At 44.9% G+C, this 15,981-nt stretch carries 13 protein-coding genes and 1 tRNA gene; 6 read left to right on the top strand and 8 right to left on the bottom strand.

From position 1 onward, the window contains the following. Window positions 1-22: 22 nt before the first annotated feature. The 3 genes from J7529_RS14860 to J7529_RS14870 all read right to left on the bottom strand — a co-directional run bounded on the left by J7529_RS14860 (window position 23) and on the right by J7529_RS14870 (window position 2,785). A complete protein-coding gene (locus tag J7529_RS14860) occupies window positions 23-1,990 on the bottom strand; it encodes an ATP-binding protein (RefSeq protein ID WP_318729620.1) in 1,968 nt (655 codons plus the stop codon). A gap of 117 nt (window positions 1,991-2,107) precedes the next feature. Beyond that, entirely contained in the window at window positions 2,108-2,458 is a 351-nt protein-coding gene (locus J7529_RS14865; protein ID WP_271937249.1) for a hypothetical protein, read from the bottom strand. Between the two features lie 192 nt (window positions 2,459-2,650). Continuing rightward, on the bottom strand, window positions 2,651-2,785 hold the full coding sequence (locus J7529_RS14870; RefSeq protein WP_318729621.1) for a hypothetical protein: 135 nt from the start codon (window positions 2,783-2,785) through the stop codon (window positions 2,651-2,653). A gap of 60 nt (window positions 2,786-2,845) precedes the next feature. Here J7529_RS14870 and msrB point away from each other — a divergent pair, with 60 nt between their 5' ends. Next, window positions 2,846-3,256: a peptide-methionine (R)-S-oxide reductase MsrB gene (msrB, locus tag J7529_RS14875; RefSeq protein WP_271937247.1), complete on the top strand. Its 411-nt coding sequence runs from the start codon at window positions 2,846-2,848 to the stop codon at window positions 3,254-3,256. Window positions 3,257-3,349: 93 nt separating this feature from the next. On the opposite strand, the gene J7529_RS14880 is transcribed toward msrB, so the two are convergent. Both J7529_RS14880 and J7529_RS14885 read right to left on the bottom strand, forming a co-directional pair. Next, window positions 3,350-4,981 carry a serine hydrolase gene (locus J7529_RS14880; protein ID WP_318729622.1) on the bottom strand — a complete coding sequence of 544 codons (1,632 nt, stop codon included), beginning with the start codon at window positions 4,979-4,981 and terminating at the stop codon, window positions 3,350-3,352. Window positions 4,982-5,152: 171 nt separating this feature from the next. Next, window positions 5,153-5,905, bottom strand: a complete 753-nt coding sequence (locus J7529_RS14885; protein WP_318729623.1) for an RNA methyltransferase — start codon at window positions 5,903-5,905, stop codon at window positions 5,153-5,155. Window positions 5,906-5,969: 64 nt separating this feature from the next. Between J7529_RS14885 and J7529_RS14890 the strand changes: the two genes are divergently transcribed. The 3 genes from J7529_RS14890 (at window position 5,970) to J7529_RS14900 (ending at window position 10,025) form a co-directional block, all read left to right on the top strand. After that, window positions 5,970-6,125: a DUF2256 domain-containing protein gene (locus J7529_RS14890; protein ID WP_271937241.1), complete on the top strand. Its 156-nt coding sequence runs from the start codon at window positions 5,970-5,972 to the stop codon at window positions 6,123-6,125. Between the two features lie 145 nt (window positions 6,126-6,270). Beyond that, window positions 6,271-7,212 (top strand): isoaspartyl peptidase/L-asparaginase, encoded by a 942-nt coding sequence (locus tag J7529_RS14895; protein WP_318729624.1) that lies wholly within the window; start codon window positions 6,271-6,273, stop codon window positions 7,210-7,212. An 83-nt stretch (window positions 7,213-7,295) separates the two neighbouring features. Then, window positions 7,296-10,025, top strand: a complete 2,730-nt coding sequence (locus J7529_RS14900; RefSeq protein ID WP_318729626.1) for an ATP-binding protein — start codon at window positions 7,296-7,298, stop codon at window positions 10,023-10,025. Window positions 10,026-10,060: 35 nt separating this feature from the next. On the opposite strand, the gene J7529_RS14905 is transcribed toward J7529_RS14900, so the two are convergent. Then, a tRNA-Ser gene (locus J7529_RS14905) sits at window positions 10,061-10,148 on the bottom strand. A gap of 151 nt (window positions 10,149-10,299) precedes the next feature. Here J7529_RS14905 and J7529_RS14910 point away from each other — a divergent pair. Beyond that, window positions 10,300-10,641, top strand: coding sequence for a hypothetical protein (locus tag J7529_RS14910; protein ID WP_271937234.1), 342 nt, complete (start codon window positions 10,300-10,302; stop codon window positions 10,639-10,641). A gap of 192 nt (window positions 10,642-10,833) precedes the next feature. Here J7529_RS14910 and J7529_RS14915 read toward each other — a convergent pair whose 3' ends face one another. After that, window positions 10,834-13,542 carry an adenylate/guanylate cyclase domain-containing protein gene (locus J7529_RS14915; protein WP_318729627.1) on the bottom strand — a complete coding sequence of 903 codons (2,709 nt, stop codon included), beginning with the start codon at window positions 13,540-13,542 and terminating at the stop codon, window positions 10,834-10,836. Between the two features lie 157 nt (window positions 13,543-13,699). Here J7529_RS14915 and purB point away from each other — a divergent pair, with 157 nt between their 5' ends. Then, window positions 13,700-14,995 carry an adenylosuccinate lyase gene (gene purB / locus J7529_RS14920; RefSeq protein WP_318729628.1) on the top strand — a complete coding sequence of 432 codons (1,296 nt, stop codon included), beginning with the start codon at window positions 13,700-13,702 and terminating at the stop codon, window positions 14,993-14,995. Here purB and J7529_RS14925 read toward each other — a convergent pair. Further along, window positions 14,977-15,738 carry a hypothetical protein gene (locus J7529_RS14925; protein WP_318729630.1) on the bottom strand — a complete coding sequence of 254 codons (762 nt, stop codon included), beginning with the start codon at window positions 15,736-15,738 and terminating at the stop codon, window positions 14,977-14,979. The two genes, purB and J7529_RS14925, sit on opposite strands and share 19 nt — an antisense overlap. Between the last annotated feature and the right edge of the window lie 243 nt (window positions 15,739-15,981).

The following is a 15,981-nucleotide window of genomic DNA, read 5'->3' on the forward strand; positions in this document are numbered from 1 at the left end:
CATTTCTTTGCTGGCGCTGCCGTCAACTGGATTTAAACCAACCTCTGGTTTCGGAACTGGTGAGCAATGCGCCTAATTTAATGTATTCGGTTTGGGTGGCGCTGAAAATATGTTCCATGCGTACGGGTTCGTCTGCATCGGCAGCGAGGACGGCGGCATTGAGGGCAATGCTGCGAATATTGCCTCCCGTGACGTTGAGTTGGGCGAGGCGTTCGTAGTTTAAGCCGTCTGTGGGCGTTTTTTGGGGAAAGACTCGCCGCCAGATTTCGGCTCGTGCTTCTTTGTTGGGAAAGGGGAAGTTGAGAACAAAGGGAATACGACGTAAAAAGGCCTGATCGATGGAATCTTTGAGGTTGGTGGTGAGAATGGCTAATCCTTGATAGGCTTCCATCCGTTGCAGGAGATAACTGACTTCGATATTGGCGTAGCGATCGCGGCTATCCTTAACTTCAGTACGTTTGCCAAACAATGCATCCGCCTCATCAAAGAGTAAAATTGTCCCGCCCACTTCCGCCGCATCAAAAATTTGCTGTAAATTCTTTTCGGTTTCACCGATATATTTACTCGTAACTGCACTGATATCAATGCGAAAGATATCCAATTCTAACTCATGGCCCAACACCTCCGCCGCCATGGTTTTCCCGGTTCCACTCCCCCCAGCAAATAAGGCACTCAAGCCCAAACCGCGACTATTTTTGGCTCGAAAGCCCCATTCTTCCTGTACCTTCACCCGTTGGCGCAAATGGGCGGCCATTTCTTGTAACATCGATTGCAGACCCTCCGGTAACACGAGATCGTCCCAAGAGGCTTTGGGGCGAATATATTGCGCGACTTCTTCTAAACGAGGTCGTGCTTGCAACCGACAAATATTCCATAAGGCTTGACTGAGGCGATCGGGTTCCGTGGGGGCACTATGCAAAATCTGTTGGGTAGCTGCTTGAATGGTATTCACGTTGACATAAAATTGACCGGCTAGGCGCTCTAATTGACCATTCAGTTGGGGAGCGAGATCCCCTAGATGTTCTTGCCAAAGGTGTTTGCGTTCGTCATAGGTGAGGGGGGGGATGGGATAGGTAATTAGGGTGCGTCGTTGGCTGGAATAGCGGTCTTGAGAGCCAATAATTAAGGGGGTTTTAATGGATTCTATACAATGCTTGATCGCCGGATAGCGGGCTGGATTGTCTGAAGAAAAATCATAGGCATCAATGAATAAAATCCGCTCTCCTAACAAGCTCTCCCGTTCCCAAAGGAGTTGTAACCGATCCAGCTCTCTGATTTCGGAGGGTAAACTCTGGACGGATAGCACTTGTAAATCAAAATTGGCTTGTTCGGCGATCGCCCCAGCAATTTGATAAATGGTTTGGATATCTGAACCATACAGTTGCCATATAGGAAGGTCTAATCTCCCGTCGTGATTGATCCAAGAACTGAGGATTTTTTCAACAATAGCGTTATGGGAATCTGCTAAAACCATTCTCTGAGAATTGAACCCGGATCTAACTATCCCTTGCAAAGCGGGATCGATGGGTTGTTCTCCCAGAAGATAGCAGAGAATACGAGGGTCGAGTTTGAGCGACGCTTGGGTGAGAGTAACATGGGAGTCTAGAGTAATGAGTTGCCAACCGAGCAAAGGGCGATCGGGGGAGACCACATTTAAGTTTGAGTCGGGTAAAGCAGCCAAAGCTAACATTAAGCTGGGAGAATTGAGATTAGCATTTCCCCGGATTTCTGCACAGATTTGACTGATGGCAGAATTGAGTTCGCATCCCGCACATAAGAGCAGAATATCTAGCTCAAAACTAGAGAGACCAAAGTGATTTTGTAGGGAATCCAGACTAGAATCGATGGGCCACATTACCGGTTCTAGTAAGAGGGTGTGTTGGTTTTCTTGAAAATATTCTAGAATCGTTTGGATGCGTTCGATTCCTTCCATTAAGACCCGTCGGTTGTGGTGATACCAGGTTGAGTTGGAAGGTAACACAGAGGTCATAGGAAATTGGAGAATGGGGACGCGCAGATGGGGAGGACGAGGAAGATGGGAGAGCGTTAACACTCAATTATTAACGATCAACTCTCAACCGTCAACTGTGTTCTCACTCCCTACTCCCTAGCGTATCGGATCGCCATATTCATAGCCTTCTTCGTAGCCCTTAACATAGCCTTCTGCCCACCCTTGGATCAGGGGGCGAGGATTAGAATTCATCAACATCTGATAATTATTTTGGTTAGGTTGATTGGCTTTTTTGGCAGCTAAACCCGCTTCAAATCCTTCATTGAAGCCTTCATTAAAGCCTTCATAGTATTCAGCCGTTTTGGGGGTAGTATCAATCGTTTCCAGTCGAGCGCGGATGGTTTGTGGAGAAAATTGCTGTTCTGAGGGCAGAGTTTGAGCCTTGAGAGGCAGGCAGGTGGTTAAACTGAACAATAGAGTAGTGATGGATAGAAGTTGGCGTTGCATAACCCTGATGCTCCGGTCTGAGTTGATATCTGTACTCTCGCCTAATTGCGTATTCAATGGGGTTCAGACCGTGCCACTTTTAACGCAGGTTCAAGCCAACCGGAGGTAAAAGGTTCTGTAAAGACGGGTTGAGGCGATCGCCCTCAGGACAGTTGACCAATTGGTCTTGGCTATTACCATCGGAACTTAAACTTACAGCGCTTTGCGCTCTCCTTGGGGGAATGGAGGAGTGAACAACAGACTAAATCTAGCTTTGAGCGATCGCCAAAAATGACTAGAAGTTTTACAGAACGGTTGACGAATGGGGTGCGATCGGGTAATCCTCACCTAGTGCAATCAGGCAAAAGTGATTAGGATCAAAATGGAATCTTAACCCTATTATCCTGTATGGTGAAGCCAGTGGAAAAAATCTCTAAATCCGAAGCCGAATGGATGGCCCAATTGAGTCCTGAGCAATTCAAGGTCACCCGCAAGAAGGGTACAGAACGGGCATTTACCGGTGCTTACCATGACAACAAAAAACCCGGAACCTACCAATGCATCTGTTGCGGGACAGAATTGTTTACCTCAGAGACTAAATATGATTCGGGTACGGGTTGGCCTAGTTTTTGGGCCCCTAGTCAGGAAGAACATATTGCCACCAAAGCGGATTGGAGCTTGTTCATGAAGCGTACTGAAGTTCTGTGTGCTGCTTGTGATGCCCATCTTGGCCATGTCTTTCCCGATGGCCCTGCGCCAACTGGGTTACGCTATTGTATGAATTCAGCAGCTTTGAACTTTATTCCTAAAGAAGATTAGGTATTTGGAGGGGCGAAAGATTTTTTGCCCCTACATTGTGTGATTCCCAGTTATAGCGCTTCGCCCTAGGGAATAGGCAATATAGCAGGAAGATTACCGATAGCGCCGAGCAGTGGCTTCGGGAAACTCAACGGGGAGTTCTTCTAATGTCCCAGGGGTAACACTGGGGGTTACCGGAGGCGCTTGCATTTGTTCGTAGGCCAGGCGCGAAATGTCACCAATCAGATCGGCTGCACCATAATCATTATGGGGGCGTTCGACTAAAACGGCGGCAATGTACCGTTTGCCACTGGGTAGATCGATGAGACCGACATCGCCTAAGAGTTTACCAATATCACCGGTTTTATGGGCAATCGTGGCTCCTGCTCCTAAGCCTTGTTCGAGGAGAACGCTGGTTTCGGTTTGGCGCATAATATCAATCATGCGATCGCGGGATTTCAAAGACACGACATCCCCCTGATGTATCATCGCCATCACCTGGGCCAACTCACGGGGTGATGTAGTATTTTTACCATCTAAATCCGGTAACCAATCCCGCAGAACTGTTTGCTGAAGTCCCCAACGGCTAAAGCTCTGATTAACCTGTACCATCCCTCCTAAGCGCTCAATAATGATATTGGTCGCAGTGTTATCACTAATAGTCATCATCCAAGTTGCCACTTCTAGAGCAGTATATTCACTGCCCACGGGATCGTATTGCAAACTCCCCGATCCTCCAGCACGATGGGCTTCTTTGAGGGTTAAGGTTTCATCGAGTCGAATGGTACCGTCATCTACAGCTTGAAAGAAGGCTAATAAAATGGGGAGTTTAATGGTACTTGCAGAGGAAAAAGCCAGTGTCCCCTGCATATCAACATAACCGGCCGTATCTAAATCTAAAACAAATACTCCAGGTTTAAACTCAGGGCTTTGACTGGCTAAGGCTTGAATCTGATTTTTGAGCGCTGTCAACTCCCTTTCTAAATGGAGTGCTTGGGGATTCGTTGGTGAGGGATATTGACGAGAAAGATTTTCCCGCAACAAGGCATCTGTGGCATCACTCACATCGGCATCCGTGTTTTCTCCGGCATGATTCAAGAGGGTATCGGTAGAGGCTAACTTCAGTCCCCAAAACGTCATACTTTCGGGATCGGAGGCTGAGAGCAGAGTTCCCGCGATCGCACAGATCCCCACCCCCAAAATTAAAAATCGCGTTGCATACATCAAAGGCGAGACTGGAGTAGGTTTTGGGCGGTTTAAGGTGCGATTCCGACGGTTGCGGTGCGATCGCACCTTATCCTTCTTACCTTGCTCTGCCTTGATCCCACTCAAACTTTTGGGATCGGGCGAACGCTGACGAGAAAGAGCCTTGGGGATCTGGGCTGAAGAGGCTTCTCCCTTTCTCAGGGGCGATTTCCGTTGCGGTTTCTGGGAACCCCAACGCACAGGGGAGATTAAGGGATCGCTCTCGACTTTCAAGGGGGGAATCGGTTGTGCAGCATGGGATTGTGGCGATCGCCCTGTTTCCCTCGAACGCTTCACTGGAGCAGTAGAATCACGCTTGCCTCCGGGTAAAATTTTATCTAATACCGATAACAGTACCTGTTGCAGTGGCGATCGCCGCCTCCGTTTCAACGTCGGTTTTCCTTGCTTTGGCAAAGACATTCTCCCGTGATACCGACTCGATCCCTGTTTTGGTAAATGAGTTTTCCCTTGACCAGATCCGAGACGTTGAGTGCGGTCCACTCCCTTTCTTGCTCCTGATTTCGCCATCAACGACTCCTTATCACACGGATCATAACTGTAAATGAACCCACCAAAGTATCCATTAGATTGTTGCAGACTTTACTGACTCAGACCTCGAATCGAGTGGGTTAGTTTCGCCTCCGATCGCAAGATTTCTGTGCTTTGATTATTCTACGATGAACCCTTGGATGGGGAAGCGTTGGAGATCGCCCATTGTACCTGAGAGAGTATTCCCCGGAGCATCGCCACGTCTGCTTCTGTCGGATAAGCACGATTATAAAACCGTTTCAGTTTTTCCATCCGTCGATTAGCGGTATGGGGATACAAATAACCAATCTCCAATAACAGAGATTCTAAGTGATCGTAATAGGCTTCTAGAACCTGCCGTGAGGCAAGATTGGACGCGCTAGAATTAACCTCTTCTGTCTGCGTTTCCAGGGTACACCGATACAGTTCATAGCAGCAAATGGCGACCGATTGAGCTAAATTCAGAGAAGGATAGACGGGATGAGAGGGAATTTGCACAAAACGTTGTGCTAAATTCAGCTCTTCATTCGTTAACCCCCGGTCTTCTCGGCCAAATATGAGGGCGCTTTCACCACTAAGAAGCCAAGGAACTAAAGTATTGGGGGTTTCCAGTGCTGTTGGTAAACTGATGGTGCGTCCCATCGTCGCTGCCACTTTTTGACAATTCTGCAAGGCTTCGGGTAGAGAATCCACCACCTGGGCAGAACTCAAGATTTCCTGAGCATGAACTGCCATTTGTTTGGCTTCTGGACTCTGAAGATCGCATTGAGGATTAACTAACACCAATTGACTTAAGCCCATATTTTTCATGATACGGGCGATCGATCCCACATTTAAGGGGCCAGATGGCTCGACTAAAACAATTTTAATCGCTGATAGATTGGGGCGATCGTTCATCCGTTAATACACAAGGCTAAGTTATCCCTACAATGAATAAAAAAAACTTTACTGTCAACTTACCATGGCTCGCCAACGATTAAAATCCGATCTGCCAACCAAAATCTGCCCAGTTTGTCATCGCCCCTTTACTTGGCGCAAGAAATGGGCTAAATGTTGGGATGAGGTCAAATACTGTTCCGAACGCTGTCGCCGCGATCGCCAGAGTGTTAAGCGGTAGAGTGGGGAATGGAGAAATGCTCCAGAGGCGGAGACACCAGAAGCGGGGACGGACAAAATTAAAGAACTCTGAATGTTATTCCCCCTATTTCCCCATCCCCCTATCTCCCCATCCCTCTATCTCCCTATACTATCCTCATTGACTTATGACTAATTCCACTCACCAACCCAAACTGATCATTCATGGAGGTGCAGGCAGTTCCCTACAAGGAAAAGGAGGCGTTCAAGCCGTCCGCCAATCCCTTTATGAAATTCTCAAACAAGTATACGCCACTTTAGAAGCGGGCACGCCTGCCTTAGAAGCCGTGATTCAAGGTTGTCGTCTGCTCGAAGACGATCCCCGTTACAATGCTGGAACCGGTTCCGTCTTGCAATCAGATGGTCAAATTCGCATGAGTGCCTCCCTGATGGAGGGAGAAACGCAAACCTTTAGCGGTGTAATCAACGTTTCGCGGGTCAAAAATCCCGTTGATTTAGCTAAAGTTCTGCAAGACAAAAGCGATCGCATTCTCTCCGATGTCGGAGCCATGGAATTGGTGCGAGAATTACAACTCCCCATTCATAATCCCCTAACGGATTTGCGCTTAAATGAATGGTTACAAGACCGTAAAGATAACTTTAGCCGTAGTATGGCGAATGTGCTGGCTAGTCCTGCTCCGGGGACTGGAACGATTGGTGTAGTTGCCCTCGATAACCAAGGAAAAATTGCCGCTGGAACCTCCACCGGTGGCAAAGGATTTGAATATATTGGGCGTGTTAGTGATTCTGCCATGCCTGCCGGCAATTATGCCACCTCTGATGCTGGAATTAGTTGTACAGGTATTGGCGAAGATATTATTAATGAATGTATTGCGGCTCGCATTGTAGTGCGCGTCACTGATGGACTGTCCTTAGGGGCTGCTTTTGAAAAAACCATGACCGAATCCAAAGCTAATAAACGGGATTTAGGTGCGATCGGTATTGATAAAACTGGTCAAATTGCCTGGGGAAAAACTTCAGAAATTCTCCTGGCTGCCTACCACACGGGGGAACAATTGGGGGATACTCTGGAATGGACTTCATTGGATGAAGTCAGCGGTTCCATTTAGGGCAAATCACTAATCGAGGTATGTTAACATAGCGGTTCAAACAGTAATACTCGATCCTGTCTTTTGCCTATCTGAGGAAAAATATGATGACTACAAGGAACTTCCGATTGCTATCGTTACGCCTGGTTCTCATCATTCCTTTTCTCCTTCAAATTTTTGCCGCTGTAGGATTAACTGGTTATTTTTCTGTGCGGAATGGGCAAAAGTCCATCAATGATATAGTCAAACAATTACTCAAAGAAGTCGATCAGCACATTGAACAACAGATTGAGACTTATTTACAGCTTCCCCATGAATTCAACCAAACTAATATTAATGCACTCCAGTTAGGTCTACTCACTGGAGATATTGCTGATAATCAAATTTTGACGCAATTTATTTTTGAGCAACTCAAACAGTTTCCTGATATTAGTCGAGTCGGGATGGGAACTGAACAACCTAATTACATGAATATTGTGCGTCAAGAAGATGGAAGCTATGCCGTCAGTCTGTGGAATCCAGAAGGAAAAGGAACCCTTAAATACTATGCTGATATTGATGGAAATTATTTGAGACCTAAATCTCCTAATCCGAAATACGATCATCGCAAACGACCCTGGTATATTAGCCTGAAAAACTCTGGGAAAAAGACTTCTCAATGGCGAAATATATCAATTTCTAATGATGGCGATTATCGTTTAGCTGCTCGTCAAGCATTTTATAACGAAGATGGACAATTCCAAAGCTATTTTTCTGCGAGTTTAAGTCTTTGGCACATCACCGACTTCTTAGAAAATTTGAAAATTGGCAAAACTGGAAAAGCTTTGATTTTTGAACGCAATGGACTTTTGGTTGCCAGCTCCTCTGGAGAAGACCCATTTCGACCCCATCCTGATGATGAAAATGAAGATCCCATACGCCTAGAAGCGGCAGAAGTGAGCGATCCGCTAATGCAGCAAACCGTTCAATATCTCATGAATACTTTTCCCAATTTGGAAACGCTACAAACTGAAAAAGAACTCAGTTTTAAAGAGAACGGAAACTTGAATTTTGTTGGTGTACTACCTTATAAAGATGATAAGGGTTTAGATTGGCTGATTGTTACGGTGGTTCCAGAACAAGATTTTATGGATCAGATTCGAGCGAATACTCGGATCACAATTGGACTTTGTTTCGCTGCTCTCGTAATTGCCACTCTTCTGGGAATCTATACTTCCCGTTGGATTTCTTATCCTATTTTGCGGCTTGCTGAATCCTCAGAATCTATGTCTAAAGGGGATTTTAATCAACACGTTCCCAGAGAAAGAATCATTGAAATAGACACTCTATCTCAAGCTTTTAATCGGATGGCAAATCAACTGCAATCTTCGTTCAGACAGCTCGAACAACGAGTGCAGGAACGGACGGCGGAACTTGCAGCAGCTAAAGAAGAAGCTGATGCAGCCAACCAAGCCAAAAGTGAATTCTTGGCCAATATGAGTCATGAACTTAGAACTCCCTTAAATGGAATTCTCGGTTATGCCCAAATTATGTATCGCGCCAAAGATTTAAATGAGCATCGTAAGGGAATTGAAGTTATTGAGCAAGCTGGTTCTCACTTATTAACTCTAATCAATGATATCCTGGACTTGTCTAAAATTGAAGCACGAAAAATGGAATTGTTTCCCAAAGGTTTTCATTTCATCTCCTTCCTTACTGGAGTTGCTGAAATTGCCAGAGTTCGAGCGGAAAATAAAGGTATTGTGTTAAGTTTCAATCCCAGCGAAGATTTACCAACTGGAATTGTTGCGGATGAAAAACGCCTGCGTCAAGTATTGCTTAATTTATTAGGAAATGCGATCAAGTTTACTGACGAAGGAGGGATTACGTTTTCTGTAATCTATGCGAGAGATAAGGATGACTCAATGGCTACTATCCGTTTTATAATTCAAGATACTGGGGTAGGTATGACTCCAGAACAATTGCAGAAAATCTTTCAACCGTTTGAGCAAGTAGGTTCAAGTTCTCGACGTTCAGAAGGAACAGGATTAGGGCTGACGATTTGTAAGCAAATTGTGGAAATGATGGGGGGACAAATTGAAGTTAGTAGTCAGTTAGGACAAGGGAGTCGGTTTGAATTTGCAGTTAATTTGCCTCGCTCTACGGAATGGGTTAATGTGGCTGTTGTCTCAGAAAAAGGTAAGATTATTGGCTATGAAGCCTATGATCATGAATGCAAGAAAATTTTAATTGTTGATGATAAAGCGGTGAATCGTTCAGTTGTTGCTGAAGTTTTGAAGCCTTTGGGATTTATAATTGCCGAAGCGGATAATGGAAAAGCCGGTTTAGTAGAACTCGAAGCGTTTCAACCAGATTTAGCAATCACAGATATTGTGATGCCAGGGATGGATGGATATGAGTTGGCACGATCCATTCGTAATTCTTATTCCCAAGAGTTACCGATTATTGCTTCTAGTGCCAGTGTATCATTAGCGGATCGAAGTTTGGCGTTTGCTGCTGGATGTAATGATTTTCTGGATAAACCTGTGAATATGGATAAATTGTTCATTTGTCTGCAAAGGCATCTGAATCTCAAGTGGATTTATGAAGAGGTTGAAGTTTTTGAATCCGATGAATCTCAAGAGCTGATTTATCCCGAGGAAGAGCAATTAGAAGCTATCTTAAACGCTTTGAAAATTGGAGATATTGAAGTTGTAGAAACTGAGGTGAAGCGATTGCAATCAGAAGACTCTCAATACCATGTTTTTTGTAACACTATGCTTGAGTTGTGTGCTAATTTTGACGACACGGGAATGATTCAGTTCATAAAGCAACGAATCAATCATAGCGCCTAGCTCTAAGGGATCAACAATGGTTATGAGAAAGAAGACGGAGAGGAAGGGATTCGAACCCCCGAACAGCTATTAACTGTTAACACATTTCGAGTGTGCCGCATTCAACCACTCTGCCACCTCTCCAAAAGTTATATTTTATGGATCTTAACATAAAGTGGCAAGATCGATCCAAAATTCGTACAATCAGTTACTTAACACCAGGCGATCGCCGATTATAGTCAAGTCTATCCGCTATTGAAGCGCGATCGCACCCTAAGATTCAGGAGGAGAGTCGGTGAATTATACCTTTAACATTTTGGGGGTTTCACCCATCTTACATTTCTTCAATCATCAACAAGAGAGAGCTATAGAAGATCCTCGCAAAGGCGCTGAGTATGTTGCAACTTATGAATGTACCCTGGACGCATTTCTGCAATCTGTCGAACCCGTTCCTCCCTCTAGGGGTTGGGAATTGGATGAAGTTGTCGATACCGTTATCCATTACTGGATGAACAACGCGGAAGGGATTCAGCATTGGAAAGAGCGCTTAGATCGGGCAGGTAATGATAACCTACTGGTAGCTAGACTAGCGGATGTCAAAGCCTTAAAAGCTGAATTTGATGCTTTACTCGGTTAGTCCATTAAATTAAGGTGAGTTTAACCATGTTCCTCAAACGTCGATATATATTCAGTAGCATTCTACTACTCGGCATGATCCTTTTATTATTGAATAGACCCTTCAACGTTATGGGGATGGCTGGACTCACTACTTTTTGTTTAGCTTATTTTACAAAGGGAATGAGACGCTTTTCTTAAGAGTACGACTTCATTATCTGAACGTCGGTTTACGCGAAACCAACCAGTAAGTATCCATTTCCCCTTTTCCTTTAACCCGGATTTTACCCCGTTTCTCTAAAATATATTGCTCTTTTAAAACTTCATAAACCACTTCAGTCACTTGGATTTTACCAGGTTCTCCAGACGACTCCATACGAGAAGCCACATTCACCGTATCTCCCCATAAATCATAGATAAATTTCTTTTTCCCAATCACCCCCGCAATCACCGAACCCGTATGCATCCCAATCCGGATTTGGAAATTATCCCCCATGGGCGTGTAAAATTGCCCCATATACGCTTGCATGGATAAGGCCATCCTAGCCATAACATCCAAGTGATTGGGCATGGGATCGGGCAATCCTCCCGCTACCATATACGCATCACCAATGGTTTTAATTTTTTCCAGCCCATAGGTTTCCGTCAGTTGGTCAAAAGTTGAAAAGACTTGATTGAGCATATCCACCAGTTGAATGGGTTGAACTTGAGCAGCTAAAGGCGTAAATCCAACAATATCAGCAAATAAAATCGTCACCGATTCAAAATCTTCCGCTAAAGAGCTTTGATCTTGTTTTAACTGATCGGCGATCGCCTCGGGTAAAATATTCAATAGTAGCTTTTCTGACCGCTCTTTTTCCTGTCTGAGGGCTTCTTCTGCTTGCTTGCGCTCCGTAACATCTCGAAACCCCCACACCCGTCCCATAATTTGATTGCCAACTTTCTGAGGACGAGAAAATTGCTCAAAAACTCGACCATCCTTAAACGGAATAATGCCCGTACCTTCGGCTTTTGGATTCTCAACCATTTCTCGTTGACGTTTGAGGAATGCCACCGGATCTTCCACTTGCTGCGCCAAAAAATTGCGTTGTTCTTGCACATTTTGAGAGGCTAAAAGTTCCGGGGGGATTTTCCACATTTTGATAAATTGATTATTATAAGCAATAATTCGATCCGACTGATCAACCGCTATCACGCCATCAGCAATAGATTCTAAGACTGCTTTCTGCAAAGCTAGAGCATTTTCCAAGGCTACTTGAGCTTCTTTTTGGGGAGTTATGTCTCGAACAACCCAGATCACAGATTGATCGGAAACTGGAGAAACATTAGCCGCAAACCAGCGTTGCTTTCCTCGAACGACCATCTGATATTCCACTCGATGGGTTTTTCCTGTTTCCAGGACTTTAGAAATTTTTTCTAAGTGCCAATTGACTAATTCTGGCTCCATAAACTCCCGAATATTTTGGTTGAGTAAAACCTCCCTACTATGTATCAAAAAATCATCACTGCCGGAAATTATTTTTTCATAATCTCCCTGGCGATTAAAGACTAAAATAAGTTCAGTCATCGCTTCAAATAAGCCTCTCAACTCGGCTTCAGCAGTAGTCAATGATACGGTTCTTTCTTCAACACGCTGTTCTAGTTCCTTATTATTTTGGTCTAGAATAGAGAAGGTTTTAATTAGCTCCTCAGCCATAGTATGAAAAGAAAGAGCGAGTTGTCCTAATTCATCAGAGCGATCGGGTAATTCTGGAGAGTCCCAATTGCCAGCAGCAAGGGCTTGGGCGGAACGATTTAAGGCAAAAATGGGATAGGTGACCCAGCGAGCAGTTAATATACCAATAATAACGGCTATCAGTAAAGCGATCGCGCATAAAACAATCGTATTTTTTGTATTGTCGTGAATCTGGCCCATGAAATCAGATTCTGGCACAACGACTACAATTAGCCAATCTAAGCCATAGGCATCTTTAAGGGGGGAAACCTGTAGAAATTTGGGATTGTTGTCTCGATCGAATTCGAGCTTTTGGGGCCGATCGATGTTGTAAAGATTGCCAAATTCCTCTTCGAGAAAAAGTGCGGTATTTTTGATGATTATGTCCTCACTTTCCTTGGCTCTAATTTGTTCTTTAGATTGGGAGACGAAAAGGACTTGCTCTGGATTGGACGAAGCGACTAATTCTCCATTGCGCTCCATGATAAAAATTTGTCCCGATTGACCGATATTTAAGTCTTGCAGGAATTGACTAATAGTAGATAAGGATAAATCAACGCCTAAAACGCCTTGAAAGTCACCCTGGTTATCATAAACCGGCTGACTGGCTGTCAACCCTAAACTTTGGGTTGAGACAAACGAATAAATGTCACTCCAAACTGGCTTTTTAGCCTGTTGTGCAGCTTTAAACCAAGGACGCTCTCTAGCATCATAAGTGGTAGTCTCTAAAAGCTCTTTCCGATCGCCTTTGCTATCGACGGAATATTTATAATAATTGCCGCTCACTAAGTTTTCAGTTACGCGGATCATCGACTGACCATTGTCTCCTTTCCCGGAAAAGATTAGACCGCCTCTAGGATTGCCAAAATAGATAAAAGTGACGGAATCAAAGACTTGAGTTTGTTGCCAAAATTGCCGCTCCAGGAGTCTTGGGAAATTGAGATCAAGAATGTTTAAGCGAATGGCTTCGGCATTCGTTTGATTGATGAGATGGGGTAGCTCAAGATGGACGCGCAAATGACTATCGACGCGATCGCCAATTTCCGTCATTAATTGATCGGCTAAATCTTGTACCGCTTCCTGTCCAGTGCGATAGGACAGATAACCGACTAATCCCACCGTGGCGCAGATTTGCACGACAAAAGGAACGACTAAAACCAGGCGTAAGGGAAGGCGTTTGAGATATTGAGACGTTGCTTGCCAAACCATTTAGAGGATTGGGGAGAAGTAGAGAAGGAGAAACAAAGCCACAAGGTTGACAGATGGATCAATCTTGTCCTTAAAGTTAGCACATCCATTCAACCGGATCATCACAAACGGCCCTTCAAGGGTAAAATAGGTCGGTTGTACTTCTGCTACACAAGCTGTGATTGAGCGTTATACTCTGCCCGAAATGGGCGAAATTTGGACGGATGACTTTAAGCTAAAGACTTGGTTACAAGTTGAAATTGCGGTCTGCGAAGCGCAAGCTGAACTCGGTTATATTCCAGCCCAGGCCGTGGAAGAGATCAAAGCGAAAGCCAAATTTGATCTCAACAGAGTGCTAGAAATAGAAGCTGAAGTCCGTCATGATGTGATTGCCTTTTTGACCAATGTCAATGAGTATGTAGGGGATGCTGGGCGCTATATCCATTTGGGATTAACCAGTTCAGATGTCTTGGATACGGCTTTGGCCCTGCAAATGGTGGCTAGTTTGGATTTGATCCAACATCAGGTAGAAGAATTGGTGCAAGCAATTCGCTATCAAGCCGGCCAACATCGAGATACGGTAATGGTGGGGCGATCGCATGGAATTCATGCCGAACCCATGACATTTGGCTTTAAGTTAGCGGGATGGTTAGCGGAAGTTCTGCGTCATCGCGATCGCCTTTGTCGTCTCCAGTCCCAAATTGCCGTTGGTAAAATTTCTGGCGCAGTGGGAACTTATGCCAATATTGACCCCAAAGTAGAAGAGTTAGCGTGTCAAAAGTTGGGATTACAACCCGATTGTGCCTCAACTCAAGTCATTTCCCGCGATCGCCATGCGGAATATTTGCAAACCCTGGCCCTGCTGACCGCCTCCATTGAACGGTTTGCCGTCGAAATTCGCAACCTCCAGCGCACCGATGTTCTAGAAGTAGAAGAATACTTTGCGAAAGGGCAAAAGGGGTCTTCTGCCATGCCCCATAAACGCAATCCCATTCGCTCAGAACGGCTCACCGGTTTAGCCAGAATTATCCGAGGCCATGCGATCGCCAGCTTAGAAAACGTGGCCCTGTGGCACGAGCGCGATATTTCCCACAGTTCCGTAGAGCGGGTTGTTCTCCCAGATACTTGTATTTTGACTCACTTTATGATGCGTGAAATCATCAACCTGGTGAAAGGTCTCTTAGTCTACCCTGAAAACATGAAGCGTAACATGAACGTTTATGGCGGGGTAATCTTCTCCCAACGAGTCCTCTTAGCCCTCGTAGAAAAAGGTCTACAGCGCGAAGAAGCCTATAAAATTGTCCAAGAAAGTGCCCACCAAGCCTGGAATAATCCAGAGGGAGACTTTCGGACTCTAATTAGTCAACATCCCCAGGTCACTCAATCCCTTTCTCCAGAAGAGATTAACGCTTGCTTCGACCCCCATCAGCATCTGAGAAACCTGGATCAAGTCTATCAACGACTGAGTATCTGAGCATATTCCTGAAGGGGAGTGATTTCCACCGAGAAGGAATACTCTAACTCAGAATCATGGGAGACCACTTCGATCGTGTAGTCTGCCGATTCCATCGGCTGTACGATCCACTCTGGAAAACCCTCCTCAGAGGTCTCCCAGGATTGAGTCAAAAGTTCCCCACGAGGATCGACTACTCTGGGGATCGTCCCTTCTAAGTTTTTCAAATTTAAAGTTTTTCCAGGGGGCAGATGGACGATATAGCGGTGGACTCCTACTCCAACCATACGGTCTTTAATCCGTATTGAAGATTGATGTGACCCTAGGTTTACCCGCTCTACTTTTTCATTACAACTACTATCAACATCTGATCGGTGTACCCAGCCTTTGGTGGGATCAATAATTTCAAACCATTGGTCAGTCGCATTCATAATACTGAGCCATCGTCCGGTTTCTAATTCTCCCACGATCGCCCCATCTTTTCTTGGACTAGATAGCACATATAACGGAGACTTGTTTGTAGACAATTGGGCCATGCTAATTACACAGTATTCCAAGTCTCGAACTTGAGTTTCCTTAGAGGGATTTAATGCTACCTCACTCCAGTTTTCATGTAAATGGGGAGGAAGGAGCGACCCCGTTTGGGGATTGGTTTTGGTAGCTACCCAATTCGCTGTTGATTTAGACTCTACTGAACTACTTATATTGCTGGAAGTTGTATAACTGGAAGCTCGATCTTCTTCTTGGGGTTGATCTTGGGCCATTGTTTTTGTGTCGCTGGCAGACCATGCCCACTTCTCCCACTGGAGTAAGCCCACTATGACTAGGACAGTAGTCAGACTTATACCCGTTATTTGAATAGCTCTCCAAAAAATATGCATTATATCTCCTCACAATTGGTCAAGACTTCTGCCATAACAGGTTTAAGTCCTATAGACTCTAGCTAAATTGGGTTCCATTGTCGACACCATAACCGATTTTTTCAAAAACTGCAAACCCTATCCTGG

The organism is Roseofilum sp. Guam (assembly GCF_017746735.1).
Taxonomy (GTDB): Bacteria; Cyanobacteriota; Cyanobacteriia; order Cyanobacteriales; family Desertifilaceae; genus Roseofilum; species Roseofilum reptotaenium.